This window comes from Photobacterium sp. (genome assembly GCF_057456235.1).
On the sequence record NZ_JBVCPH010000004.1, the window covers coordinates 123,798 to 149,437 of the forward strand.

Below are 25,640 nucleotides of genomic sequence, written 5' to 3' on the forward strand. Positions count from 1 at the left end.
TAAACCTGAATTAGTGTAGTTTCAGGTTCGGACGTAATACACGGTTGATACGACCAACCAGCATCATCAGGCCAGTTTTAAACACGCCATGCAACGCAACCAGGTGCATCCGATACAGAGAAATATACACAATACGGGCAATGCGCCCCTCAACCATCATAGAACCTTTGGTCAAATTCCCCATCAGGCTACCAACCGTAGAGAAACGACTCAGTGATACCAGAGACCCATGATCACTGTATACATAAGGCTTCTGATCGCGGTTCGTCATTTTCGCGACAATATTAGAGAAACAACGACTTGCCATTTGGTGAGCGGCCTGGGCGCGAGGTGGCACAAAACTACCATCCTCCTGAGCACAACAAGCAAGATCGCCGATAACATAGATGTCGTCATCTCGGGTGGTCTGCAACGTAGGCTTAACCACCAATTGGTTAATACGGTTGGTTTCCAGACCTGCAATATCTTTGATAAAGTCAGGAGCTTTAATACCTGCAGCCCAAACCATAATTTGCGCCGCAATATGCTCACCATCTTTGGTTATAAGGCCGGTTTCATCCGCTTTAGTTACCATAGTCGCAGTACGGACATTAACACCCAGCTTGGTCAACTCGCTATGAGCTGCAGACGAGATACGTGGTGGCAATGCAGGAAGAATACGTTCACCCGCTTCAACCAGGTTGACATTCAAGCGCGAGCTATCAAGATCACCGAAGCCATAAGTACGCAACTCTTTTACTGCATTGTGCAATTCAGCCGACAACTCTACACCTGTCGCCCCCGCGCCAACAATGGCAATATCAACCGTTTTCTGATCTTTATTGGCATGTAATTTCAGGAACTGGTTATTCATCTCGGTACGAAAGCGGTGGGCCTGTTCTGGGCTATCCAGGAATATACAGTGTTCGCACACACCTGGTGTATTAAAATCATTTGACGTCGAACCAATCGCCATGACCAGAATATCGTATTCCAGATCACGCTCTGGCATTAAGAGAGCACCCTGCTCGTCATGAAGGGAGGCCAACTTAATTGTTTTATTCTCACGGTCAATTTCTTGCAAACTCCCCATCTGAAACTCAAACGAGTGGTTTTTAGCATGGGCTCGATAGCTCAAAGCATCAACTCCGGCATCCATCGATCCGGTTGCGACTTCGTGTAAAAGCGGTTTCCACAGGTGGCTGGCTTTACGATCGACAAGTGTAACAGTTGCACGGCGTTTACGACCCAAAGTACGGCCTAACTTTGTCGCAAGCTCAAGACCACCCGCACCGCCACCAACTACGATAATACGCGTCACGATAACTTCCTCTTATTTATAAAATTTTATATTGCTCAGGGCCTTATCTCGGCTCTTCATCCATAAATTACAGATGATAATGCTCTGGCTGATTGACTAATACCAAACAGAACAACGCTCTGGTTGTTCGAGCCACACCAAAGTTCGCTGTTCAATTTGGTATTGATACAGACGGATCGGCTCCGTCTGCGGAGGGTAGGAGGTCGTTACACTGTTTCTTTAAAGGATTTTATCGTTTTTAGATGCTGTGAGATCTTTTTAAATTTATGTGTTTCTGTCTCATCCCAGATGATTTGATAATAATCACCCAATGCATCACTTGTAAGGCGATTATCTAATACTTCGTCATTAGTTGAAAGGATACAGAGGCAATTACCCGCATTTTTTTTACGAAAATCTGCAACACATTTTGTCCCAATGTCGGCGTATTCTTCCGGCCGGTCGATCCGTCCTTCCATATTGATTTCAGGATGCAGGTTCGGGTTAAAGATAACCTGTCGAATACCGCTCAAGAAGCCGATACGCTCAGACCAGTAACCACCTAAACCGACACCACAAATGAGTGGGTTAGGATCGTCCGACTGCTCCTTTAACTTATGCACTTCTTTGAGGATATGTTGCATGTCGTGTTTAGGGTGCAAAGTACTGTAGTTAACGAAACGAACATCGGGGTCAATAAACTGAAGCTGTAATACTTTTTCGTGATTACCCGGGCTTGTTGAATCAAAGCCATGTAGATAAATAATCATCTCTTCTCCCCTGTCGTTCTTATTGTCCGTGGCACTCATATGCGTCTGAATTTAATCTAACATGTTTTTTATACCCAAGTAACCTCAAGGTGCTCGTTTCAGCGAGAATTTCCAGGCACTAAGGTCAGGCGCTGATTTGTCGATATAGTTGCTCTACATCAAAAATCAGCAACGCAACATTAGTGCCTGGAAAACTCGCCCTTCGGGAGTGACCCAGCCAGCCCACTTCGGTGTCAAATGCACTCGAAAGGACCTGTCATTCCTTCGCACATTTTCCTTGAATTGAACTGGCTGGCATCACTCTGAATCCTGCATCTTGAGGTAACTTGGGTATGTAGTTTAAAAGAACAAATATCCCCTTATTGATGAATCAGAATCGCCAAATCTATACGAATACCGGATAATTTTCGATCAAGATATCGACGCTGCTTATCGTTCAGACTGTTATTCAACCGGCGCATGACATCAAAACGACGATTAAGGTAGACATTAATATCTATCTGAAGCGGCTCATTCTCCAGCGCAACAAATTTCTGCAGCATCTGAGTCAAATTTTTATCAAAATCAGGCTCAAAACGTTTTTTTATCAACTCTCGCCAGTTCTGCAAGAAACTGCGATAAAAAGAGAAGAATATCGGCTCCATCTCGACTTGATACCCAGCCAGTTCGTGTAATAACTGCTTCTGCTTATACGTTAGCGTGCCAACCCAGTCATTGGCTATTTCCTGCAACTGTCTCGTTCGCTTGGTCACCTTTTGTTTTGTCGTCAGTATGGTTCTTTCAGCGATCGCGTCATCTATCCTTTTTTTAATATTACGGTTGAGTTCAACGATTTGATCTTCGTCCAGTCCACGGATCATTTCCGCCAGCGGTATCGCCAATAATCCAATGGAATCTTGCCCTACTTTGGTCAGTTTAAAATGATAACCGCGGGTCTGGCTGAAAGTGAGTGGCTTTTTCAAATCTGATTGCAACTCAGAGATCAGGCGGTGTAATTTTGGAAGCTCACGATCACGATGAATAAGCAGTGCTTTATCAAGGTCGGCTTCGAAATTTCTTTCCTGATCAGAGTTAAGACTGACATAATCGGTCAGGTAATAAGAAATCCAAAAGTCTAACGTGTTGTAAGCCAGACGCATAACACAGCCGGTCAACAACACCGAAATCAGTAAACAGAAGATCCATTGTTTAACACGACCAGAGAGCTTCACCTTAACCACCTTCCTGTATTAGCTAAGAGCCGACAACCTCAAGATCAGTGTAGACCTGGGTTTTCTCGGAACATGAGAAAAATCAAAACAGCGGATTAACGATTGTTTATCGAGGAAGAAAGCTCAGTTTCTGTTGCAGCTGATTAGCCGACTCTACATACGTCTGGTCTTGCCAGATATCAGCCCCGACGAAGAACCACAGCATAGCCAAATAGTCACACCACGGTTGCCAGTCAACCACGGCATCTAACCACGGTTGGTTATTGCTGATCCCACGATGCTGACAATACATCTTTACGGCCCCATTTGGTTCAAGACCATTAGCATTAATGGTCAGTGCTAAATCTAATGAGGGATCACCCGCAGCAGCATATTCCCAATCGATCACCACATTACGTCCGTTATCGGCACGAATAATGTTATAACGCCCCAGATCATGATGACAGCAGGTCTCTGCAAACTTGGTCTGGAGTGGCTGGTCTTGAAAGCAATGGAAAATTGAGATCAGTTCAGGTGTTTTAAAATGTTGCGGTATAAATTGCCAATAGTGTGCCGCTCGTTTCTGTACATCTAACCGCCAGTGAGGCACAGGCAATGTGTGAATATCAGCCTGAAGCTTCAGTAAAGTGGTATCTGATAGTTCATTACCGGCTTCTTCCCCTTCAATCCACTCCACTAACAAGCCATGTTCCAGCAAGTAAGCGGGCTTAGGTGCAATTCCACTAGGAGCAATTAGTGCTAAAACTTGATATTCATATTGGCGAGAGACGCCAAATGCGCTTGATGAAGCGGCTATCGGTCGCCAGACCAGAGAAGTGTATTGACCGGAAGTAACATTACGGATTGTCAGTAACCAGCAACGGTTAGTCAGGCCACCGGAAAGCGGCCTGGCAGATATGAGCTCAACGTCTTGTAATGCACTAAGCAAAGATTGGTCGAATGATTCCACTTAGTGCCTCAATAATACCAAGCGGGACAACTATCCCGATTGGTATAACCTATTGCGATTCGCTGCATAATTACAACAATAAGATCCCCAGCTAACGGCGATTACCAGCCAAGAAGGCTTTTCGCTTCTTGCTTGCGGATCTCGCTTTCGTCAGCCCATTCGATCAGGCCCGTTTCCAGATCCATCAGTCGCATCGTCATTTTGTAATAAACGTCTTTATCGCCGCCCGCTTGCTTCACAATACTCGCAAGGTTGCCATACAGCATATACTCGGCACCGACCATTTTACCGAACTGAATCGCGGTGCTCTGGTTAACCAGTTCATCGTTATTCTGGAAGTTCAACTGCTTGCGGGCGGCTTCTATACGCGTCATATCAACAAAACGAAACTTACCAGAGTTTAGCAGACGGGTGCTGACAGAATCGGTAATGGATTCGGTATCAATATGCTCGCTGGTTTTATTCTTAATGCCATCAACGACGATAATCGGACGCTGGTTGTTTCCCGTAATGTAAGCAACGGAGCCTGAAGCGAGCATGCTGTCGGTCATCTCTTCCGCAATTTTTTGCAGATCGGTTGACCCAAACTCAATGGTTGTCGTTTCCGCCTCCTGGGCATCACCATAGCTGACTTTCTGCGCACAACCACCCAATAAAACAGCGACGCTCAATAATGCAATAATGCTTTTTTTCATTTTAGACCTTCAAGGGTTGTGATTAATAATTTGCTTGACGAATATAAATACGGTATTGCTTTGCTTTCGGGCTTCTTGCAATGGCTTGCAGGGTCATTGTATCCTTGCCATGCAGTACAAATTGCCGCCATGGCGCATCACTGCCATCCACTTCTAACCCTTGAGCATCATACCAATAAAAACGGTATTGCAATTTCATATCATTGCTAACCTGACTGGTTACCGGGACCCCGGCTTTCATCAGACCGTTAACGTCACCGACAATGGCCCTTTCAACCGCGACACGGCTTGCCAGCGATGAATTACCAATAACCACATTCTGGTTACTGCTTTCAATACTGATCCCCGAGGTTGTAGTGGTGCATGCCGTTAAAATTACAGCAACTAGCAATATTGAGATATATCTCATTAGATTCCTCCTAACAGCGCCGACCACCAGCTGACTTGGTCTCCTTGTCGAGACACCCAAACCATTGTGGTTCGTCCGGCTTTAATATCTATATTTAACTGTCGTCCATTCCAACTCAAGCCATACGTACCAGCCGCTAAATCGGTATGGAAAACCTCAACACTGGCAGGTAAAGACTGCCAACTACGCGTATCTGGTTGTTCCGTCAGTGTATTGAAAATATTTGCAAGTATATTACCTACATCGTTTCCTTTACTCGCAGCGGTTTTGCGAACTTCATTTTTCGCTAATACGCGCAGCGCCTGTCGAGCCACAATGGCAGGCAACGCTTCATTCAAGCTATTCTTTGCCATGGCATTCACATCGGCCACCTGCGCTCCCCGCACCGCTTTGTTCTCCAGTTTTAACGGTGCAAGTCGTGGCATTGTTACAATGGGGTAATATGGCAATGCCAGATTATAAATTACCCCGTCACCGCGACTGTCGTACAACCACAGCGGCAAGCGCCAACCGTCTCGAGCCTGAACCACTCCCTGCTCATCAAAAATAATGATCCGGCCTTGATTCGATGCGGGCTTGGTATACTTACCGTAACGCGCTTCGAGGGTTTTTAAGTCACCCGTCATATTCATAACGGTTGCTACTCGAAGAACTGTATTAGCCATATAGGTGTTGCCCGGTGCGACCGCTAAAGCCCGCTTATAATCAATATAGGCACTATTCAGATCACCATTGGCTTCATACAACACCCCAGACAGATAAAACAGATAACCATTCTGCACCGCGCCTAGTTTTTTACCCGCAGCAGGATAGCGAGCCAGTACCGACCCAATGTTATCGTTGATACCTTGACGATTGACTTCTTTTTCTGCACGCAGCAATTCTGCCTCACGCTGTTTTCGAGCCGCCTCTTGGACCAAGTTAGCTCGACGAACCTCTACCAGCGCCCCTTCCAGGTTTTTCTGTTGCAGGTAGTTAAGCCCTAAATAGAGGTGCAAAAAACCTAATTCATAATCAGCAGGCTGGTAGGTGATCATATTGTCATTGGTGAGTAAGGCACCAGCCTGGTTCATTCCTTCAGAGAGCTGAATCGTCGCCTGACGCTGCTGCTCTTTAACCGCCATATCGGCATGTTTTAATGAGGCAAAACTAATGGGGTATTGTTCTGCGACAAAATGAACCCTGCCGCGTTCCATACCATCAAGAATATCGCCTGCCGGTGCATCAGGTAATGCTTCTGCTGCTTGGGTGTAAAGCCCTTGCAGCATGGCCTGATGTGCATCAGCATTTGCGGCACTGTAATGGCTAAACAGACTCTGGGTGGATAGGTTGGCACAGGCCAGCAGACTAAGAGAAAGTAGCACGACGACAGCATGTTTAAGTATTGAGTTAATGACCACTTTCCTATGAAAAAGCCTGAGCAATTAAAGAAGTACCTTAATATACTCAGACTTTACTTAATAAGCACTTACTCAAAGATAAGAGACGTGTTAACCAACTAACATTGGACCCAACGGACGGCCACCCAGTAAATGCATATGAACATGGTACACTTCCTGGCCACCATGAGGGTTACAGTTAACAATTAAGCGATAACCGTCTTCAGCAACACCTTCTTCTTCTGCCAGCTTTCGTGCGACGGTAAACAGCCGCCCCATCACAAGCTCATCATCAGCTTCAATCTGATTCACCGTCGGGATCAGTTTGTTGGGGATAATTAAGATATGGCTTGGCGCACGCGGGTTAATATCACGAAATGCAGTAACCAGATCATCCTGGTACAACACGTCGGCTGGAATTTCCTTACGAATAATTTTGCTGAAGATAGTTTCTTCTGCCATATCAAGCTCCATTTCATTTTTACCTTTGAGATAAAGTATGCTTGAGTCCGTCTCAGAGAGCAATATTGAACATCGTTTTAAACCCTGATTCTAGATAAATATTTAGCATGCGGCTTTTTTTTTGATGCAGCCGTCAAAGTATGTGCACTATGGTTTAAATTATCATTAAGCATTATTACGGGCTTCCGACACAGGATATTAAAGTAATAATTGAGTCAATAGTGTCAGGTTTATGTCACTTAATTTACGGCTTAAAATTTAGACCTCACACTCTTTGCAAGGCTCCATTAACAACAGCCAAGCTTCGTACCATTATTATCGTGAGCATATTGCTGCTGCTCGCCTTTTGCTATTTTTTAGGGACATTATGAATACAATGAGACAAGCCTCTGTCATACGGCGTATGTACGCCGGGTTTGCGGTGATGGTCGGGCTTATGGCTGCGACAATCGTTCTGATGCTCGATGGAACAAGCCGCATTCATCAACAATTAGAATCTGTCACTACAGATGCGCTCCCATTAGTATCAACAACCAACCAGACCAGCGTCAGACTTCTTGCTGCTGATAAGATCTTTAAGGATTTTCTGACCAGTCAAGATCCCGTCCGAATGCAAACCTACGAAGCCAATTTCACCCAAGCTCATGAAGCCTTTGGCGATGCGCGTGATCAACTGGTAAAATCTGCCGAAAGTAATCCGGAGCTCAGCGCACACCTTAGCAACCTGCTCGCTTTAGAAGAACGTTATTTCACCGAAGCGCATACTGCGATGACCAACTACCGCACACAGTTGTTGGCTCAGGAAGAGCGACTGCAGTCGGCACGCCGTTTTCAGCGGCTGCACACCGAACTTAGCGTTCGCATGAAGGAGTACATTGACGATCAAGATAATATTTCTGTCAAAATGATGGCAAAAAGCTACTTTATCAAACTCAAACAAACTGAAACTGCCACCTCTGACGCCCTTGCTACCGACGACATTGAAAAAATTGCTGCCGCCGTTAAATCCAATAAAAAAAGTGTCAATCACCTTGGTTTTAGCTATCGCGGCCTGTCTGCCCAGCTCCCGGCTTTGAAAACTATTTTTGATAAAACGGTCGAGCAATATACCCAGGATATCGGTAAAAAAGGAGGCGTACTTGATCTTCACTTTGAATATATTGACGCCAGGAACCGACTTTACGACAATATTGCAACCCTAGCCGCAGAAATTGACCAGGCTATGGGACTGTTAGATAACTTCAGATCCCAGGCAAACACTCAAATGGATACCGCCATTGAGACGGCCAACACAGCTTACGATCAGAGCTACACAAATGCTGTGCTTATCGGGGTCTGCGTTACCCTGCTTGCAATTTTTATTGGCTGGTATCTGGCCGGTAGTGTTCGCAAGCCGCTTGAATCAACATTGAAAGCTCTGGAAGCCCTGACTGATGGCGACATGACCCAGCGGATCGACAATAACAATTTTATTGAATTCGATAAGTTAAGCCGTCATATCAATACCCTGGCTGATAATTTACAAGAAATACTGGGGAAACTCAGCCAGGCTTCAGAAGATCTGACCACTGTTGCGGCTGAAAACCAGACCACCACCACCCAGGCCAAGAATCGCCTCAATGAACAACGCCAGCAAACCGCGTCTGTGGCCACGGCAATGACAGAAATGGAACAGTCGGTAACCGATGTCTCGCACAGCGCACAAAACACCATGGAAAGGGTTCATGAGGTAGAAAAGGCATCAGCCACAGGCCGTGAAGTGATGAGCCGTAATATCAATACAACTCATCAGCTTTCTGAACGCTTGGACGAATCCGTTAACGTTGTTTCACAGCTTCAGGCAATGAGCAGTAACATTGGCTCTATACTGGATGTTATTCGCAACATTGCCGATCAAACTAACTTGCTGGCACTGAATGCGGCAATCGAAGCCGCACGAGCCGGTGATCAGGGCCGAGGATTCGCTGTCGTTGCCGATGAAGTACGGGTACTGGCTAAACGTACCACTGACTCAACCTCTGAAATTGAAAATATGATCCAGAGTCTGCAGTCCAGTTCAGGTCAGGCCGTATCGGTCATGCAGAGCTGTGTTACCGAAATGGAAAACAGTATTTCGCAAGCCTCTGAGGCTAACAGCGCGATGGAAGAAGTTCAGGCCATCATTATGGAAATCAGCCAGATGAGCGCTCAGATTGCACAAGCAGCAGAAGAGCAGCAAAGCACCACAGGCTCCATTGCCCGCAGTCTGGAAGATATCAGCCATATTGCTGACGCAAACTTCAGTTCAATGGAAGAAGTCGCCGAAGCCAGCACAAAACTGGATGAACTGGCTAGCCAGCAAAATACATTGGTACATCGCTTTAAGTTGTAGGGGCAATAGGCTAGGAAGAGCCGGTTTAAATTCCAGGCAAAACAAAGGCACACAGAGGTCCACCCCCGCTCCCGGTAAGCTTATTAAGCCAGCAATAATCGCTGGCTTAATTATTCCCCACGGAATTCTCCTCACCAGCTGCAAACGATTGCGCTTTTAATCATCAATTAGATAGCTTGTTTGATCATTGACCTTTACTTACTATGTGGATGATTTTAGAATCGGGCGAATTTTTTGGGAGGGAAGCAATGATGACAACGATTACTATTACACGTCCTGATGACTGGCATGTACATTTACGTGATGGCGACGTACTAAAAGACACGGTTCGTGACATCAGCCGGTATATGGGACGAGCGATAATCATGCCGAATCTGGTTCCTCCGGTCACTGATACAGACGCTGCACTAGCCTACCGCGAACGTATTATTGCCCAAGGCCCCCGAGGCAATTTCTCCCCATTGATGACCCTCTACCTCACCGACAACACAACCGCTGCAGAAATTCACAAAGCAAAAGCCTCCGGTCATATCTACGCGGCAAAACTTTACCCTGCAGGCGCAACGACAAACTCAGATTCAGGTGTCACTTCTGTCGATAATATTCGCCCAGCCCTGCAAGCCTTGCAAGAAGCCGGCATGCCTCTACTTGTTCACGGTGAAGTGACTACTCACGATATCGATATCTTCGACCGTGAAACCGTCTTCCTTGAAACGGTACTGGCACCGATTGTTGAGCAGTACCCTGATTTAAAAGTGGTGCTTGAGCACATTACGACAGCGGATGCGGTAGAGTTTGTGACAAACGCCGGGCCTAATGTCGGCGCGACAATTACCGCGCATCATCTGATGTTTAACCGCAATCACATGCTGGTTGGCGGTATTCGTCCTCACTTCTACTGCCTGCCGATCCTAAAACGTAACGTCCACCAGCATGCATTAGTTGCAGCCGCCACCAGCGGTAGCCCTAAATTCTTTTTGGGGACAGACTCGGCCCCCCATGCACAGGGCCGCAAAGAATCGGCCTGCGGTTGTGCGGGTTCTTACACGTCCCATGCAGCCATAGAGCTGTACGCTGAAGTGTTTGAAAACGCCGGAGCGCTGGACAATCTGGAAGCCTTTGCTAGCTTTAACGGCGCTGATTTCTACGGCCTGCCCCGTAATACCGATACCATTACGCTGACGAAAGAAAGCTGGACGGTACCCGAGACGATGGCATTCGGTAACGATGAGGTGGTGCCTATTCGTGCCGGTGAAACCATCGCGTGGAAAGTCATTTAAGCCATATTGATGGACATACCAAATCCAAATTAAAAAGGGCTCGTTCAAGAGCCCTTTTGTTATTTCGATACATCACAACCCGGATTATTGTTCCTGAGGGAGCTTTAAACTATGAAACATTCGATACAGTACAGGCACAACGACCAATGTCAGTACTGTCGCAAAGCCCAGCCCGAACATAATCGTTACCGCCATGGGTTTAAAGAACACATCAGGCAACAGCGGGATCATACCAAGTACTGTTGTAATTGCCGCCATGCATACCGGACGCACGCGGCTCACTGCCGCATCAACCACGGCCTGGTACTTCTCTTTACCGCCGCTGATTTCAATTTCAATCTGATCAACCAGTACGATACCGTTTTTGACCAGCATGCCAGACAGGCTCAAGAAACCTAACAGTGCCATAAAGCCAAACGGGGTATTCAACAGCAACAAACCCGTTGTGACGCCAATTATTGCCAGCGGTACTGTCGCCCATACGATCACCGCTTCTTTCACTTTGTTGAACAGGAAGATGGTGATTAAGAACATGAACAGGTAGCCCATGGGCATGGTCTGGAACAATGACGCTTTCGCATCCGCCGACGACTCATATTCGCCGCCCCACTCCAGCGAGTAACCCGACGGGAAATCCAGCGCTTCAATTTTCGGCTGAATACGTGCCTGCAGGGTTGCCGCGGTTTCATCCCCTAAAGGATCGGGATCAGCCATAATTGTCAGCATACGCTTGCGGTTCTTACGGACCACTAATGGATCTTCCCAGCGAATATTTACCCCAAGTATTACCTGTTGCAGCGGCACATAACCTTGAATGGCCGGGCTCCAGATCTTCATCCCTTCAATCGTGCTCACATCAACCCGCTCAGCTTCCGGTAAACGTGCAACGATTGGCATTAAATTGGTGCCGTCACGATAGATACCGACAGACAGGCCAGAGAATGCCATTTGCAGTAGATCATCAACATCAGCCTTGGTGATACCGTAACGACGAGCCTGACTTTCATTGAAGACTGGCTCAAGTATTTTTGTACGTTCCCGCCAATCATGACGAACGTTAAAGCTGCCCGGATCTGCACGCATAATATCCAGCGCCTGTTGAGCAAGGCCACGTAAAATCGTTGGATCGGGGCCGACTAGGCGCGCTTCAATTTTAGAACCGGACGACGGACCTAATTCAATCCGCTTTAATTTGTACTCAATACCAGGGTGCTTAATATCAAGTTCGTGACTGATTTTACGCATCATCGGCATCACGTCATCATAGCTATTCACACGGATGATTAGCTCACCGTATGACGAGTAACTCTTCTCTGGCGCATACGTCAGCATGAAACGCTGCGAACCTTTACCCGCACTAGAAGAGACGTGACTTACGCTGTCTTGCGTACTCACTAACTCTTCCAGTTCGCGTAATTTGTCATTGGTTGAACGAATGTCGGTCCCTTCTGGCAACCACACATCAACCATAAACATCGGTGTAGTAGAGGATGGGAAGAAGGACTGTTTTAACTGAGTAAAACCATACAAACTGGCGCCAAGCATCACAATCAAAACGATCACGGTTGTCCACGCGTACTTCATACACATTTCTAAAAATTTCTTGTACATTACGAAAAAGACACCTTTATAAGGGTCATTTTCTTCCTCTCCTGGATTGTTTTTAACACTTTTGAAGAACATGTCGGCAAAAAATGGGGTCAATGAAATCGCCGTAAACCAACTCAACATCAGTGAAATTAACAGTACGCTAAATAAAGTCGCACAATACTCACCCGTCGAATCCTGAGATAAACCGATCGGCGCAAAAGCAGTCACCGCAATCACAGTCGCCCCTAACAGTGGCCACTTCGTCTGGGTTACGATGTCGGATGCCGCCTGCATCCGACTTCGCCCTTTTTGCATCCCGATCAGCACGCCTTCGACAACCACAATGGCATTATCTACCAGCATCCCAAGTGCAATAACCAACGCCCCAAGCGATATCCGCTGCAAATCAATCGCCAGCATACTCATGAACACGAATGTACCAAGTACTGTTAGCACTAAGATTAATCCGATCAGGAGACCTGAACGCAATCCCATAAAAAACAGCAGTACAACAATAACAATTGCTACCGCCTGCCCAAGACTGATAATAAAGCCCTGAACAGACTTATCCACTTCATCGGGTTGGCTATAGACAACATCAATATCAATACCAATAGGCTGTTGCTCTTTTAGTTCATCTAGGCGGTGGTAAACCGCCTTACCAATATCGACAACATTGACACCCGACACAAACGAGATACCGACATTCAGTGCCACTTTTCCATTGTAGCCAACAAGGTTATCCGGTACTTCTTTAAAGCCGCGTTCGATCGTTGCGACATCACGTAAATAGATCAGACCTTCAGCACCATTGTCGGTAATGATCAAATCTCCCAGCTCATCGACATCAGTAAATTCACCCGTCGGGTGGACACGGATATATTCCGTTCCGATTTTTACCGCCCCTGCGCTGGATACGAGGTTCTGCGTCGCCAGGGTGTTATAGATCGTTTGCAGTGAAACGCCCAAACTACTCAAGCGCTGCACCGATATTTCAATAAAGACCTGCTCTTGCTGAGTGCCAGTCACCGCAACTTTACCAACACCTTCAACCAGTTCTATCTCACGACGAAAGTAATCCACATAATCGTTCAGTTCTTTATATGAATAGGCATCGCCAGTAATGGCCAGCAAGATCCCGTACACATCACCAAAGTCATCGATAATGGACGGGTCAGCCACCCCAGGTGGTAACATCGGCCTCAGGTCGTTGACCTTCCGACGAAGTTCATCCCAAATTTGTGGCAAATCATCAGGTCCATAATTGTTTTTCATGGTGACCGTGATTTGTGACAAACCGCGACTGGAAACGGAGTTCACTTCATCAACATAGGTAAGCTGCTTAATTGCCTTCTCGATCGGGTAAGTCACCTCCTCTTCCACCTGTAGCGGTGTTGCGCCGGGATAGGCGGTCACCACCATGGCATCTTTGATAGTGAAATTGGGATCTTCCAGCCTTCCCAAACCAAAAAAGGCCATGGTGCCGCCAACCAGAAAGATCAATGTGACCATCCAGCTGACAACCTTGTTCTTGATAAAATAAGCGGCAATGTCTTGTTTCATTATTGTCCAGCCTCCATGCCTACCAGCGTCACTTGCTGTCCATCCCGCAAGCGATTTCCTCCGGCAACAACAATTAGTTCACCTTCTTCCAATCCGGATTGCAGACGAACCCCTTCTGGAACAACGGTATGGGTTGCAATACGGCGCTTACTCACTGTTTTATCTGCACCCACTACCCAGACAAATTTATTATCCAGATCCAAAGCATCGCCATCTTCATTGAAGATGGCTTCCAGCGGAATAATGGCTTCACCGCGAGAGTAGACTTTCAGTTTTTCCGCATCGGCTCTAACTTCAACGGCCATGCCGTCAAGAATAAAAATGTTATCAGGCATCGGCATGGTTAGGGTGACCATAAAGGACCCTGACGCCGGATCCGGCTCTGTTGTAAACTCTTTAAGGTACGCCCTATATTCCAGACCATTGGTCAGTATAATTCGGGCACCTGGTCTTGAGCCTTCAACGTCGACCTCTGTCTTTTGTGAATAGATCATATCCGGAGCCTGAATTTGAATATCAACCATATCTACACTATGAATATTCATAACCTGTTGTCCAACCTGAATATTTTCAAATTTCTCAGCAGGTACGCGCGAAATCACGCCATCAAATGGTGCCTTCAACTGGGTAAAGCTTAAACGTAACGTCGCGAGGTTCAGCCTTGCCCGGGCTATACGGCGCTGGGCTTTTAGTTCATCAAACTGTGACTGGGCTAAATAACCTTTGTCGACCAGTTTGGCGGAACGCCGATACTGGCTATCAGCAACATTATATTTTGCCTGGGCATCGTCAACTTCTAACCGATAGTCAGTCGGTTCAAGCTGTGCCAACAACTGACCTTTTTTGACGAAGTCACCGGGACGTACGGCTATTTCGATAATTTCACCCTGGATACGAAAAGACAGGCTCGATTTATCAGCTGCCGCAGCGACTCCAGAATATGCTAGCTGGGGCGATGCCGTTGCTAAAACCACAGGCATCACCGCCACGGGTTGTACCACTTGTCTCTCTTCAATTTGTGGTTTTTCACACCCTTGCAGGGCCAAAAAAGAGCCTACAGCGAAAACAATCAAGGATAGTTTTTCCATATTACAGTCCTCGCTCTTTAATCCAGGCTCTTACTTTCTGGCCTTCTTGTAATTCATTGACCCCCGAGGTAACAATTTGGGCGCCATCCTTCAAGCCTTTAATCACGCGTCCTTTATCATCCAGTTCGATTTGTGTTTTGTGGACAATACCCGCTTCATCGACGTGCCAGACATAAATACCATTCTCTTCCTCGATGATGGCACGCTTTGAAATAGCACCTGAATTACCTTTAGGAATGGCAATTTTAACCTGACTCGCCATACCGGGAAGAATATTTCTCCCTTCCGGGCGTTCCATAAATAAGGTCACTTTATAGCTGGATGTTTTGGCATCAGTCTCGGTATCAATTTCTTTAAATTGGGCCGCAAAAAATTGCCCGGGAATGGCATCGAACATGACATTAGGCTGGCTATCATACTGCCCTTGAAAGCGCGCCAGTAAATGGTCAGGAAGCTGGAAAGCGACATTAATAAGGCCTGCACTCTGAATATGCATCACAGGCTGTTTTGCCATAACATATTCATGATTCTCCATCAAAGACAGTGATAAAGTGCCGTCATAAGGTGCTACCAATGTTGCATAGTTTAGATTGGCTTTTTCTCTATCCAAGGCGGCCTGAGCCTGTTTTAATGACGCTTTAGAGGTGTCATAATCGAGTTCAGATACCACGTTTGTTTTACGCAATTTTTCATCACGTTTAAACTGAACATACGCCAGTTCATACTTCGCCTGTGCCTGCTCAACCAATAGCGAAAGCTCATCTGTATTCAGGCTGGCAAGTTTCTGCCCGCGCTTAACATCTGTTCCCGGACTAACGTCAACGGATGACAGCTGGCCTGAGACTCTGAATGCCAGCACCGCTTTATCGCCCGCTTCGACCGTTGCAGGAAATGTTCGAAAAGTTTGATTATTACCCACCGACACGGTCTGTAATTTTACCGGACGGGACTCCGGTTCGGGAACCTCAGCCTGTTGTTCACCACACCCTGTCAGCAAGCCACCTAACAGCAAGGCAACCCACAGCAAGGCGGCAGATTTGACGCGCACCATACATTCTCCCCAATCCTTATCATTGTCATATTATTTCTATTTTTTTGATCTTCTTATCCAGTAATCAGGTGAATCGATTAATATTTTAATTGCCGACTGACGATAGCAACCGTACGGCATATAAAATCAGTAAACTATTAGTGTAGTCAATGATATACCTTAAAGATCAATAAGGTTTTCTTATTTAAGAAAAAGCATAGAAATGGACTACATTGACAGCTCACCATGCAGATAATAACGGTCAGTTTCCAGTCTGAAACGGAAGGGATTCGAATTGAATTCTCGCAAGAAGGGCTAAAATTTAAAGCTGGATATAAAAAAGGAGCCAACTGGCTCCTTCCTATTAATATGTAACACTTAATGTCTAAGCATCCATTTCGGCAATTTTAACTTTCCAGGTATCCGGTCCCGTCTGGTGAGCATTGGTCCCCTCGGAATCAACCGCTACCGTTACCGGCATATCTTCAACTTCAAATTCGTAGATGGCTTCCATACCCAGATCTTCAAACGCGACAACACGTGCTTTCTTAATCGCTTTTGCAACCAGGTAGGCTGCACCGCCCACAGCCATCAGGTAAACTGCCTTATGCTCTTTAATTGACTCAATCGCCGCCGGGCCACGCTCCGCTTTACCAATCATGCCGGTAAGGCCTGCCTGACCCAGCATCATATCGGTAAATTTATCCATACGGGTTGAGGTGGTCGGGCCTGCGGGGCCAACGACTTCATCGCCTACCGCATCAACCGGGCCGACGTAGTAAATAAATCGATTATTAAAATCGACAGGAAAATCTTCACCTCTCGCCAGCATATCCTGAATACGTTTATGCGCCGCATCACGGCCAGTCAGAATTTTGCCCGACAGCAAAACGGTCTCGCCTGATTTCCATTCCTGAACATCAGCTTTAGTGACTTCGTCAACATTGACACGACGGACATTCTCGCCCACTTCCCAGGTCACTTCTGGCCAGTCTTCCAGCTTCGGTGGCGTTAATTCTGCCGGGCCATTACCGTCTAGCGTAAAGTGTACGTGACGAGTCGCCGCACAGTTCGGGATCATACAAACGGGTTTAGAGGCTGCGTGAGTCGGCGCCGTTTTAATTTTCACATCAACCACGGTGGTTAAGCCACCCAAGCCCTGCGCGCCAATACCCAGCTTATTTACACGGTTATAAATATCTAAACGCAGTTCTTCTTCTGCATTCTGCGCCCCCCGCTCCTGAAGCTCATGGATGTCTACCGACTCCATTAAAGATTCTTTCGCCAGTACTGCGGCTTTTTCTGCCGTACCACCGATACCAATACCCAGCATACCCGGCGGACACCAGCCCGCCCCCATAAGAGGAACGGTTTTCTCAACCCATTCTGCTACATCGTCCGATGGATTCAGCATCACCATCTTGGTTTTATTCTCGGAACCACCGCCTTTAGCGGCAATTTGGATGTCAACGTTGTTGCCTGGCACCATATCGATATGTACAACTGCGGGTGTATTATCTTTGGTATTCTTACGGCTACCCGCAGGATCCGCAACGACAGAGGCTCGCAGCGGGTTATCCGGGTTGGTATATGCCTGTCGGACACCTTCGTCAATCATCTCTTGCACAGTCAGATCACTGTCCCACTGCACATTCATGCCAATCTTAACAAAACAGGTCACAATTCCGGTGTCCTGACAGAGAGGACGGTGACCTTCGGCAGACATCCGGGAGTTAATCAGGATCTGCGCAATCGCATCTTTCGCTGCTTGGTTTTGCTCTTTGTTATAAGCTTTTTCCAAGGCCTGAACAAAATCCAGCGGGTGGTAATATGAAATATACTGCAGCGCATCCGCCACACTACTAATCACATCTTGTTTACGGATTACGGTCATAATTGCCCTCGTTGATTATTCTCATTCCATGCCGCCCGGCTCTCTAGTATCCCTTACAGCAGACTTCCAGTGCAGGGCCAGTGATTCACATTATTCTTACGCTGCCAGTAGGGTTAGGCAATACTGTGAACAATGCCGCCACTCAGCCATGATCCTCATGGCACATGTCCTTGATGAGTCAGGTTCTGCTGATGATGCAGAAAATAAAACATAAAGGATCGTCCTTGGGCGTCGTATTAAATTCTCGGTTTATGATACTCTTGCGGGCAATTTCGCGCTACGCGCCAATCGATCACCTGTCACAAAAAAGAAAATGATTTGTAAATCACATCCTCAACTGAGTATTGAACAACTCGATTATACCCAAGAAGCGACTCTCTCTTGGTTTGAACCTTTGGCGGGCCAGCCATGGGCAATGATATTACGCTCTGCCGCTCAGGATCACCCAGATAATCGCTTTGATATTTTAGTTGCCGATCCTTTAGCCACTTTAGAGACACAGGGTGAAATAACTTGTATTAAATTTTCAGATGGTGGTGAACAAACCAGCAACGAAGATCCTTTCAAGTTAGTAGAAGATGTTCAGACACAGCTTTTGCCTCCTCTTAACGCTATGACGGATGTGCCATTTCTTGGTGGGGCTCTGGGATACTTCGGCTACGATCTAGGACGCCGAGTCGAAAAACTGGCCAATATTGCCTGCCACGATATTACCGCTCCGGATATGGCTATCGGCATTTATGATTGGGCACTGATTGCCGATCACCAGGAACAAACGTTATTTCTGGTTTCACCGCAAGGTAGCGGCCGTTTGAAATGGCTGAGCCAGCAGAAAGACGCCTGGCTGCAGCAGCACAATGCTGATGTATCACAACAGAGCCAATCATTCTCATTAACAAGTGACTGGTCTGCAAACATGACAACCACCGCTTACTGCAACAAATTTGATCGGGTCCAAGAGTATTTGCTGTCAGGTGACTGCTACCAGATTAACCTGGCACAGCGCTTTGATGCATCCTATCAGGGCAATGAGTGGCAAGCATATCTGCGGTTAGACCAGATCAATGGCGCCCCTTTCTCTGGCTTCATTCGTACCGAGCACGGCACTGTACTGTCTGTATCGCCTGAACGCTTCTTGCAGCATAATCAGGGCTATGTAGAAACAAAACCTATCAAGGGGACACGTCCGCGCTCTGAAGACGCCACGCAGGATCAAGCCTATGCCGAAGCATTACGCTACGCAGAGAAAGATCGCTCAGAAAATCTGATGATTGTTGATTTGCTGCGAAATGATATTGGTCGAGTGGCAAAACCTGGTAGCGTCAAAGTGCCAAAGCTATTTGATATTGAAAGCTTTCCAGCCGTACACCACCTGGTTAGCACCGTCACCGGTCAACTCGATGAACAATATTCACCGACCGACTTATTACGGGCCTGTTTTCCTGGCGGCTCGATCACCGGCGCACCTAAAGTACGTGCCATGTCGATCATTGAAGAGCTAGAACCCCACCGTCGAAGCGTGTATTGCGGCAGTATCGGCTATATCAGCCGTTGTGGTCGTATGGATACCAGTATCACCATTCGTACCCTGATCACTCAGCAAAACCGACTCTTTGCCTGGGCTGGTGGCGGCATTGTCGCAGACAGCGAAGCTGAAAGCGAATATCAGGAAACACTGGACAAACTCAGTAAAATTCTGCCAATCTTAAAACAGTAATATCGTTTACCGATAGCTATAGATAATCGACTATACTATCTCAGCACGACTGGCAGCTAAACAGATCGACCCCACATAACCACGGATAGGCTATGAACAATCAGCAACAGATTTTAAGCCGATTTTTACTGGCACCCACGACCAATTATGACACCAGTCATAATGCGCGGGTGCGCCAATATGCCTCTAAAATAGATACATTTAAGCAAGCGGCAGTGCTGATCCCCTTAGTTCCGCGCAAAGACAGCTTCAATATTGTCCTGACACGCCGGGCTAAACACCTAAAACACCATCCTGGTCAGGTCGCATTTCCTGGTGGCCGCCAAGAGGCCTATGATGTCGATTTAATCGCCACGGCCATCCGCGAAACAAAAGAAGAAACTGGAATTTTATGCAAGCGAAGTCATATTTTGGGCCAGCTTCCTTCTCTCCCCACAATAAGCGGATATATGGTTACGCCTTTTCTCTCAACCATCGCCCCTGATTACAGGCCACAGCTGGATCCTAATGAGGTCGATGAACTGTTCGAAGTACCGATCCACTACCTATTAAACCCAGTGAATATGCGCACTCAGCAGTTCCGGGTAGATGGTAAATATCACACTATTTATTCAATTCCATTCAGCAACTATTCAATTTGGGGGGCAACCGCCCAGATGATTAAATTGTTATCGAAACAGCTCTGGTATTAAAAAAAACCTTCTAACACGTCATTTCCCCTAACCTTCCCGCAACATGATATGTGACCCAGCTCACTTTTAATTGTATTGCAATTTGCATCCATTACATAACGGGATCTTGATCAAAGTTTTCCTGCCATAAATCCTCAAAATGCGCGCCGTTCCTGTTCCGTTCCGTAAAAAAACTTTGGATATATAATCATGCAAACTACAGTAAGCTCGGCATCAACTGGTGCCACGAAAGCAAGATGGACATACAAAGATTTCACTTGGGCTCTTTCACTATTCGGTACCGCTGTTGGTGCTGGTGTACTTTTCCTTCCAATTAAAGCTGGTGCCGGTGGCTTCTGGCCACTAGTGATTCTTGCCCTTATTGCTGCACCAATGACTTGGTTTGCACATAAAGGCCTTGCCCGCTTTGTACTTTCAGCAAAAAATCCTGAAGCAGATATCACTGATACTGTAGAAGAACATTTTGGTAAATCTGGCGCTAAACTCATCACTTTTGCTTACTTCTTTGCCATTTACCCTATCGTTCTAATCTACGGTGTAGGTATTACCAACACGGTTGATTCTTTCCTGGTAAACCAGATGGGCATGGAATCTATTCCACGTTGGTTATTGTCAGGCTCTTTAATTCTTCTGATGACAGCCGGCGTTGTTTTTGGCAAAGAGCTGATGCTTAAAGCGACATCTGCAATGGTTTACCCACTGGTATTCGTTCTGCTGGCGTTGTCAATTTACCTGGTTCCTGAGTGGAATGGTTCAATGGTCTCTGTAAGCCCTGATTGGAGCGCTATGCCTTCAGTTATCTGGTTGGCAATCCCGATCATTGTATTCTCTTTCAACCATAGCCCGGTAATCAGCCAGTTCTCTAAAGAGCAACGCCGCATTTACGGTGACAATGCAGTAGGTAAAACTGACATGATCACTGGTGGCGCAGCAATGATGCTAATGAGCTTCGTAATGTTCTTTGTATTCTCTGTGGTTCTTTCTCTATCACCTGAGCAACTAGCAACAGCGCAAGCAGAAAACATCAGTGTTCTGTCTTACCTGGCGAACATCCACGAATCTCCGTTAATTTCTTTAATGGGTCCTCTTGTTGCTTTTGCTGCAATCACTTCAAGCTACTTTGGTCACTTCCTGGGTGCACATGAAGGTCTTGTAGGACTAGTAAAATCTGGCTCAAGCATGCCAGTTAAGAAGATTGAGAAAATCTCTCTTGGCTTCATCGTTATTACAACCTGGATCGTTGCAATCGTTAACCCTAGCATCCTGGGAATGATTGAAACTATGGGCGCACCGATGATCGCTGGTATCCTATTCTTAATGCCTGTAATCGCAATGTATAAAGTACCCGCTATGGCGAAGTACAAGACATCAGCACCGGTAAGTATTTTTACCGCTCTATGTGGTATTGCAGCTATTACTTCTGTAATCTACGGCGCGTTATAATACAATCATCGCTATAACAGCGATAACTATCGTTTACGGCTTATTCATCAAAGAAAATGTGCTACAGCGCATAGCCTTCTGAGACAATTTGCGTAAAATAGATGATACTTAAGAGCAGGAAGCGTTTGCCACCTGCTCTTTTGTTTTTCTAGTGATCTCGCCAAGGAAGGGGCGGGAATTATAAAAACTATGACAGTCTTGGCCTGAGGCAAGAGCGCTTCCCCCGACTGAGGTAATACACATGATCAGTGTTTTTGATATCTACAAAATCGGTGTGGGTCCTTCCAGTTCACACACTGTTGGCCCAATGAAAGCAGGTAAAGAGTTTATTGATGACCTGCGCGCTATGGGAAAATTACGTGATATAACCAAAATTACCGTCGATGTTTATGGTTCACTTTCTCTTACCGGTAAAGGTCACCACACAGATATCGCTATCATTATGGGCCTTGCGGGCAACAGCCCTGAGCATGTTGATATCGATAGTATTCCAGGCTTCATTGGCCGCGTAGAAGAAACTGAACGCCTACCTGTTGGTATGCACTGCCACACCGTTGAATTCCCTCGTGACGGTGGTATGAACTTCCATACGACTAACCTTCCTCTTCACGAAAATGGCATGTCAATCCACGCATGGATTGGTGATGAAGAAGCGTATACGAAAACGTATTATTCCATCGGTGGTGGTTTCATCGTCGATGAAGAGAACTTTGGTAAAGAACAAGTATCTAACGTCACAGTACCTTACATGTACACAAAAGCTGATGAGCTTTTGAGCCATTGTAAAGAGTACGGCCTATCTATCAGCGCTCTCGTGATGGCAAATGAACGAGCGATGAACGCAGAAGACGAAATCAATACTTACTTCTCGAAAATCTGGAAGACCATGCGTGAATGTATGGAACGCGGTATGAACGAAGAAGGTATTTTGCCTGGCCCTCTACGCGTACCTCGCCGTGCTGCCGCTCTTTACCAACAGTTAATGGCAACTGAGAAATTCAGCAATGACCCAATGACCGTTGTTGATTGGGTAAACATGTATGCATTTGCGGTAAACGAAGAAAATGCAGCGGGCGGTCGTGTCGTAACAGCACCGACCAATGGTGCATGTGGCATTATTCCTGCGGTTTTGGCTTACTACGATAAGTTCGTTCAAAATGTTGGCCCTAAAGACTACACCCGCTACTTCGCCGCTTCCGGCGCTATCGGTGGTCTTTATAAGCGTAATGCCTCTATCTCTGGTGCTGAAGTCGGCTGTCAGGGTGAAGTCGGTGTCGCATGTTCTATGGCGGCAGCAGGCCTTGCTGAACTGATGGGCGGTAGCCCTGAGCAAGTCTGTATGGCGGCTGAAATCGCTATGGAGCACAACCTTGGCCTGACTTGTGACCCGGTTGCTGGCCAGGTACAGGTGCCGTGTATCGAGCGTAACGGTATTGCCGCAGTTAAAGCAATTAACGCATGCCGTATGGCGCTTCGCCGTTCATCAGAGCCGCGCGTTTCACTTGATAAAGTTATTGAGACAATGCTTGAAACCGGCAAAGACATGAATGCGAAATACCGTGAGACATCTCAGGGTGGTCTGGCAATCAAGGTTATTTGTTAATCACAGAAACGAGATAAGGCAAGCGAGTCACTAAAAACTCACTTTACGAAGCTCGATACTATCGTAAAAAGCTACCGTCTATCGGTGGCTTTTTTTGTTTGGTTTCTCTCTCGTTACTGACTTCTAGCCGCTTGCCACTTTCAACAATACCTCAATATCTTCTGCAAGCGCCTCACCACACTGTAGCGTGGTGATCCATGAAATGGGAATCCCCTTATCATCACCAAAACCGTAACAAGCTCCTGCTAATGCGCCGACGATGATACCGCGACCACAGGAATCACCCGACACCAGTATATTTTTGATAATTGCTTCGGTATAGCTTTCACTGTTTTTTAAAATCCAGGCAGCCATCGGTATACTATCAACCAGATGATTAGCTGGGTTGACTATCGATAGTACATGCTTGAGATCGTTCACATCGCCACTGAGTACCCTCACCTGCTCAATTAAATCCTGGGTCTTCGGCTCCGATTTGATTTTTAAGACATTCAGTACCGGCTCCATACGTCGTGAACGTAATGCTTCATTCAGGGCGCAGGCAAATGCCTTGGCACTGGAAATGGCAATATCATTTTGATGGGTTATACCGACAATGCGCTCAATTTCCTGCTCTAACTTGTCTGAAGGATGCTTTAAAGCCACTAATGCAGGTACGGCACATAAAGCTGTATTCTGATCGTCATCACAACCTGAGTCTTCCGGCCAATCTTCGGGTGGAAGGGAAAACAAGCTCAGTAATAATGCTTGGGTCGGACTATCGACATAACCGACAAATTCGCCACCCGGACCGAAATAATCCAGGACTTGTTGCTGAATGCTGTGGGTATCAACATCGGGATTTGCCAGCAGCCGAATATATAGCGCTAACCACTCACCGTAGGCTGTAAGCTCACCGGCAGTTAGTTTGTCATGCGCATAATAGCTGTCAACACCTTGATAGTGCGAAGGGTCGGGTTCTATGAATGGGAAGTGAGGTAAGTTAGTAAGCGTTTTGACACGTTCTGGGGAGTAAATCCAGTGTGTTCCCATACTCGCGGCATCGGCCACTAATGCCCCCATCAGCGCTGCGTAACGTTGCGCCATACAACCTCCAGTAATAAACCAAGCTTCTGATAACAATAATCATAGTTGGTAGAGGATATATACCCAACTACTTTAATATGCAGTGTTCGGCGAGAATTCAGTCACTTTTAGACAAGGCAGTTATATGATCGAATAGGGTTTTATTGAAGTTAGGTATATACAGGTACAAAAAAACCCCGCTGATGCGAGGTTTTTGAATGTTCGGTCAGATTAAGCCGCCGCTTTCAGGCTTACTTTCTCTTTCTTCACTTCGCCTACAGGCAGAATTGTGCGGCCGTATTCGTTGTTCAGTACCTGCGCCATAGCAAAGTAGATTGCGCTCGCACCACAGATAATACCTTCAAAACCAGCAATCGTGCCGATTAGTTCGCTACCAGTGAAATCACGAGCAGCCAACAGGAAGAATAGTACCGTCAGAGAACCGAATACGAACTGTTTTGCACGTGGGTAGCATAGCGAGCCGACAAACATGAATGCCGTGAATACACCCCACAGACCCAAGTACCAACCCATAAAGTTTGCTGGGCTTGCTGCTGCTAAGCCCATTTTCGGCATAACAATCAGACCAACCAGAGTCAACCAGAACAGACCGTATGACGTAAACGCAGTGGTACCAAATGTATCGCCACGCTTGAAGCACATCATGCCCACTAGTACTTGACCAATACCACCGTAAAAAATACCCATTGCAAGGATCATAGAATCAATCGGGAAGAAACCCGCATTATGGATATTCAAAAGGATAGTGGTCATACCAAAACCCATTAGGCCAAGCGGCGCCGGGTTAGCTAGTTTCGTGGACATTTAGTTCCCCTACAGGAGTAATTCAACAAAAACGATAAAATTTCAAAAATGGATGCATCTTAAATGCGCGGCGAATTCTAATGGATGATGAGGGGTAGATCAATCCAAATTAGGACTAAAATTCATCCTTAGAGGAAAAAAACATGATTATATTTGAAATCTTTACATTTTTTTTGAACTTAGAATGCAGTTGATGAAAAAAGGACTCCCGCTAGTATCACAAATGAACACCTATTCAGAAAAAACGACTGTTCCGCTGAAGGTTCTGCCTAGCCCCCTTCCACATACATTATCAATAGTAAAGTGCCTGAAGATGGCACAACTT

At 46.4% G+C, this 25,640-nt stretch carries 20 protein-coding genes; 6 read left to right on the forward strand and 14 right to left on the reverse strand.

Translation table 11 applies throughout. The annotated features are described in order from the left end of the window. Window positions 1-10 precede the first annotated feature (10 nt). The 8 genes from AC2204_RS06420 to hinT form a co-directional block, all read right to left on the reverse strand. The gene (locus AC2204_RS06420; protein ID WP_318924662.1) at window positions 11-1,300 is read right to left on the reverse strand and encodes an NAD(P)/FAD-dependent oxidoreductase; all 1,290 of its coding nucleotides are present in this window, start codon (window positions 1,298-1,300) and stop codon (window positions 11-13) included. Window positions 1,301-1,506: 206 nt separating this feature from the next. Beyond that, window positions 1,507-2,049, reverse strand: coding sequence for an alpha/beta hydrolase YcfP (ycfP, locus tag AC2204_RS06425; protein ID WP_318924663.1), 543 nt, complete (start codon window positions 2,047-2,049; stop codon window positions 1,507-1,509). A 359-nt stretch (window positions 2,050-2,408) separates the two neighbouring features. Then, window positions 2,409-3,260: a DUF6279 family lipoprotein gene (locus tag AC2204_RS06430; RefSeq protein WP_318924665.1), complete on the reverse strand. Its 852-nt coding sequence runs from the start codon at window positions 3,258-3,260 to the stop codon at window positions 2,409-2,411. 106 nt (window positions 3,261-3,366) lie between these two features. Then, entirely contained in the window at window positions 3,367-4,209 is an 843-nt protein-coding gene (locus AC2204_RS06435) for a phosphotransferase (protein WP_318924666.1), read from the reverse strand. Between the two features lie 101 nt (window positions 4,210-4,310). Continuing rightward, entirely contained in the window at window positions 4,311-4,904 is a 594-nt protein-coding gene (gene lpoB, locus AC2204_RS06440) for a penicillin-binding protein activator LpoB (RefSeq protein WP_318924667.1), read from the reverse strand. 22 nt (window positions 4,905-4,926) lie between these two features. Next, entirely contained in the window at window positions 4,927-5,313 is a 387-nt protein-coding gene (locus AC2204_RS06445; protein WP_318924668.1) for a YcfL family putative periplasmic lipoprotein, read from the reverse strand. Further along, complete coding sequence (locus AC2204_RS06450; protein ID WP_318924669.1) at window positions 5,313-6,677, reverse strand: COG3014 family protein; 1,365 nt, start codon at window positions 6,675-6,677, stop codon at window positions 5,313-5,315. Before AC2204_RS06450 ends, AC2204_RS06445 begins: the two co-directional genes overlap by 1 nt. A 126-nt stretch (window positions 6,678-6,803) precedes the next feature. Beyond that, window positions 6,804-7,154 carry a purine nucleoside phosphoramidase gene (gene hinT / locus AC2204_RS06455; protein WP_318924670.1) on the reverse strand — a complete coding sequence of 117 codons (351 nt, stop codon included), beginning with the start codon at window positions 7,152-7,154 and terminating at the stop codon, window positions 6,804-6,806. Window positions 7,155-7,521: 367 nt separating this feature from the next. On the opposite strand from hinT, the gene AC2204_RS06460 reads away from it, so the two are divergent. Together AC2204_RS06460 and pyrC are read left to right on the forward strand one after the other, a co-directional pair. Continuing rightward, window positions 7,522-9,525, forward strand: coding sequence for a methyl-accepting chemotaxis protein (locus AC2204_RS06460; RefSeq protein WP_318924671.1), 2,004 nt, complete (start codon window positions 7,522-7,524; stop codon window positions 9,523-9,525). 251 nt (window positions 9,526-9,776) lie between these two features. Next, window positions 9,777-10,805, forward strand: a complete 1,029-nt coding sequence (gene pyrC, locus AC2204_RS06465) for a dihydroorotase (RefSeq protein WP_318924783.1) — start codon at window positions 9,777-9,779, stop codon at window positions 10,803-10,805. An 84-nt stretch (window positions 10,806-10,889) separates the two neighbouring features. Here the strand turns inward: pyrC and AC2204_RS06470 are convergent, their stop codons facing one another. From AC2204_RS06470 to AC2204_RS06485, 4 genes are all read right to left on the reverse strand, one after another. Then, entirely contained in the window at window positions 10,890-13,958 is a 3,069-nt protein-coding gene (locus AC2204_RS06470) for an efflux RND transporter permease subunit (RefSeq protein ID WP_318924672.1), read from the reverse strand. Continuing rightward, a complete protein-coding gene (locus tag AC2204_RS06475; protein WP_318924673.1) occupies window positions 13,958-15,046 on the reverse strand; it encodes an efflux RND transporter periplasmic adaptor subunit in 1,089 nt (362 codons plus the stop codon). The genes AC2204_RS06470 and AC2204_RS06475 overlap by 1 nt, the downstream gene beginning before the upstream one ends. A 1-nt stretch (window position 15,047) precedes the next feature. Then, on the reverse strand, window positions 15,048-16,097 hold the full coding sequence (locus AC2204_RS06480; RefSeq protein ID WP_318924674.1) for an efflux RND transporter periplasmic adaptor subunit: 1,050 nt from the start codon (window positions 16,095-16,097) through the stop codon (window positions 15,048-15,050). Between the two features lie 364 nt (window positions 16,098-16,461). After that, the gene (locus tag AC2204_RS06485; protein ID WP_318924675.1) at window positions 16,462-17,970 is read right to left on the reverse strand and encodes a fumarate hydratase; all 1,509 of its coding nucleotides are present in this window, start codon (window positions 17,968-17,970) and stop codon (window positions 16,462-16,464) included. Between the two features lie 313 nt (window positions 17,971-18,283). Here AC2204_RS06485 and pabB point away from each other — a divergent pair, with 313 nt between their 5' ends. The 4 genes from pabB (at window position 18,284) to AC2204_RS06505 (ending at window position 23,425) form a co-directional block, all read left to right on the forward strand. Beyond that, window positions 18,284-19,687, forward strand: coding sequence for an aminodeoxychorismate synthase component I (gene pabB, locus AC2204_RS06490; RefSeq protein WP_318924676.1), 1,404 nt, complete (start codon window positions 18,284-18,286; stop codon window positions 19,685-19,687). 92 nt (window positions 19,688-19,779) lie between these two features. Beyond that, entirely contained in the window at window positions 19,780-20,379 is a 600-nt protein-coding gene (locus AC2204_RS06495; protein ID WP_318924677.1) for a CoA pyrophosphatase, read from the forward strand. A gap of 189 nt (window positions 20,380-20,568) precedes the next feature. Beyond that, window positions 20,569-21,822 (forward strand): aromatic amino acid transport family protein, encoded by a 1,254-nt coding sequence (locus AC2204_RS06500; RefSeq protein WP_318924678.1) that lies wholly within the window; start codon window positions 20,569-20,571, stop codon window positions 21,820-21,822. Window positions 21,823-22,063: 241 nt separating this feature from the next. Next, window positions 22,064-23,425, forward strand: coding sequence for an L-serine ammonia-lyase (locus AC2204_RS06505; protein ID WP_318924679.1), 1,362 nt, complete (start codon window positions 22,064-22,066; stop codon window positions 23,423-23,425). 123 nt (window positions 23,426-23,548) lie between these two features. Here AC2204_RS06505 and AC2204_RS06510 read toward each other — a convergent pair whose 3' ends face one another. Further along, complete coding sequence (locus AC2204_RS06510) at window positions 23,549-24,511, reverse strand: ADP-ribosylglycohydrolase family protein (protein ID WP_318924680.1); 963 nt, start codon at window positions 24,509-24,511, stop codon at window positions 23,549-23,551. Between the two features lie 210 nt (window positions 24,512-24,721). Further along, window positions 24,722-25,315 carry an acetate uptake transporter gene (locus AC2204_RS06515; protein ID WP_318924681.1) on the reverse strand — a complete coding sequence of 198 codons (594 nt, stop codon included), beginning with the start codon at window positions 25,313-25,315 and terminating at the stop codon, window positions 24,722-24,724. Between the last annotated feature and the right edge of the window lie 325 nt (window positions 25,316-25,640).

Excerpts from the sequence above, each read along its gene's own strand:
- AC2204_RS06495 (WP_318924677.1), top strand. The coding sequence starts at position 19,780 with ATGAACAATCAGCAACAGATTTTAAGCCGATTTTTACTGGCACCCACG.
- AC2204_RS06475 (WP_318924673.1), bottom strand. The coding sequence starts at position 15,046 with ATGGAAAAACTATCCTTGATTGTTTTCGCTGTAGGCTCTTTTTTGGCC.
- AC2204_RS06500 (WP_318924678.1), top strand. The coding sequence starts at position 20,569 with ATGCAAACTACAGTAAGCTCGGCATCAACTGGTGCCACGAAAGCAAGA.
- AC2204_RS06460 (WP_318924671.1), top strand. The coding sequence starts at position 7,522 with ATGAATACAATGAGACAAGCCTCTGTCATACGGCGTATGTACGCCGGG.
- AC2204_RS06445 (WP_318924668.1), bottom strand. The coding sequence starts at position 5,313 with ATGAGATATATCTCAATATTGCTAGTTGCTGTAATTTTAACGGCATGC.
- ycfP (WP_318924663.1), bottom strand. The coding sequence starts at position 2,049 with ATGATTATTTATCTACATGGCTTTGATTCAACAAGCCCGGGTAATCAC.
- pyrC (WP_318924783.1), top strand. The coding sequence starts at position 9,777 with ATGACAACGATTACTATTACACGTCCTGATGACTGGCATGTACATTTA.
- AC2204_RS06515 (WP_318924681.1), bottom strand. The coding sequence starts at position 25,315 with ATGTCCACGAAACTAGCTAACCCGGCGCCGCTTGGCCTAATGGGTTTT.
- AC2204_RS06470 (WP_318924672.1), bottom strand. The coding sequence starts at position 13,958 with ATGAAACAAGACATTGCCGCTTATTTTATCAAGAACAAGGTTGTCAGC.
- pabB (WP_318924676.1), top strand. The coding sequence starts at position 18,284 with ATGATTTGTAAATCACATCCTCAACTGAGTATTGAACAACTCGATTAT.
- lpoB (WP_318924667.1), bottom strand. The coding sequence starts at position 4,904 with ATGAAAAAAAGCATTATTGCATTATTGAGCGTCGCTGTTTTATTGGGT.
- hinT (WP_318924670.1), bottom strand. The coding sequence starts at position 7,154 with ATGGCAGAAGAAACTATCTTCAGCAAAATTATTCGTAAGGAAATTCCA.
- AC2204_RS06510 (WP_318924680.1), bottom strand. The coding sequence starts at position 24,511 with ATGGCGCAACGTTACGCAGCGCTGATGGGGGCATTAGTGGCCGATGCC.
- AC2204_RS06485 (WP_318924675.1), bottom strand. The coding sequence starts at position 17,970 with ATGACCGTAATCCGTAAACAAGATGTGATTAGTAGTGTGGCGGATGCG.
- AC2204_RS06505 (WP_318924679.1), top strand. The coding sequence starts at position 22,064 with ATGATCAGTGTTTTTGATATCTACAAAATCGGTGTGGGTCCTTCCAGT.
- AC2204_RS06480 (WP_318924674.1), bottom strand. The coding sequence starts at position 16,097 with ATGGTGCGCGTCAAATCTGCCGCCTTGCTGTGGGTTGCCTTGCTGTTA.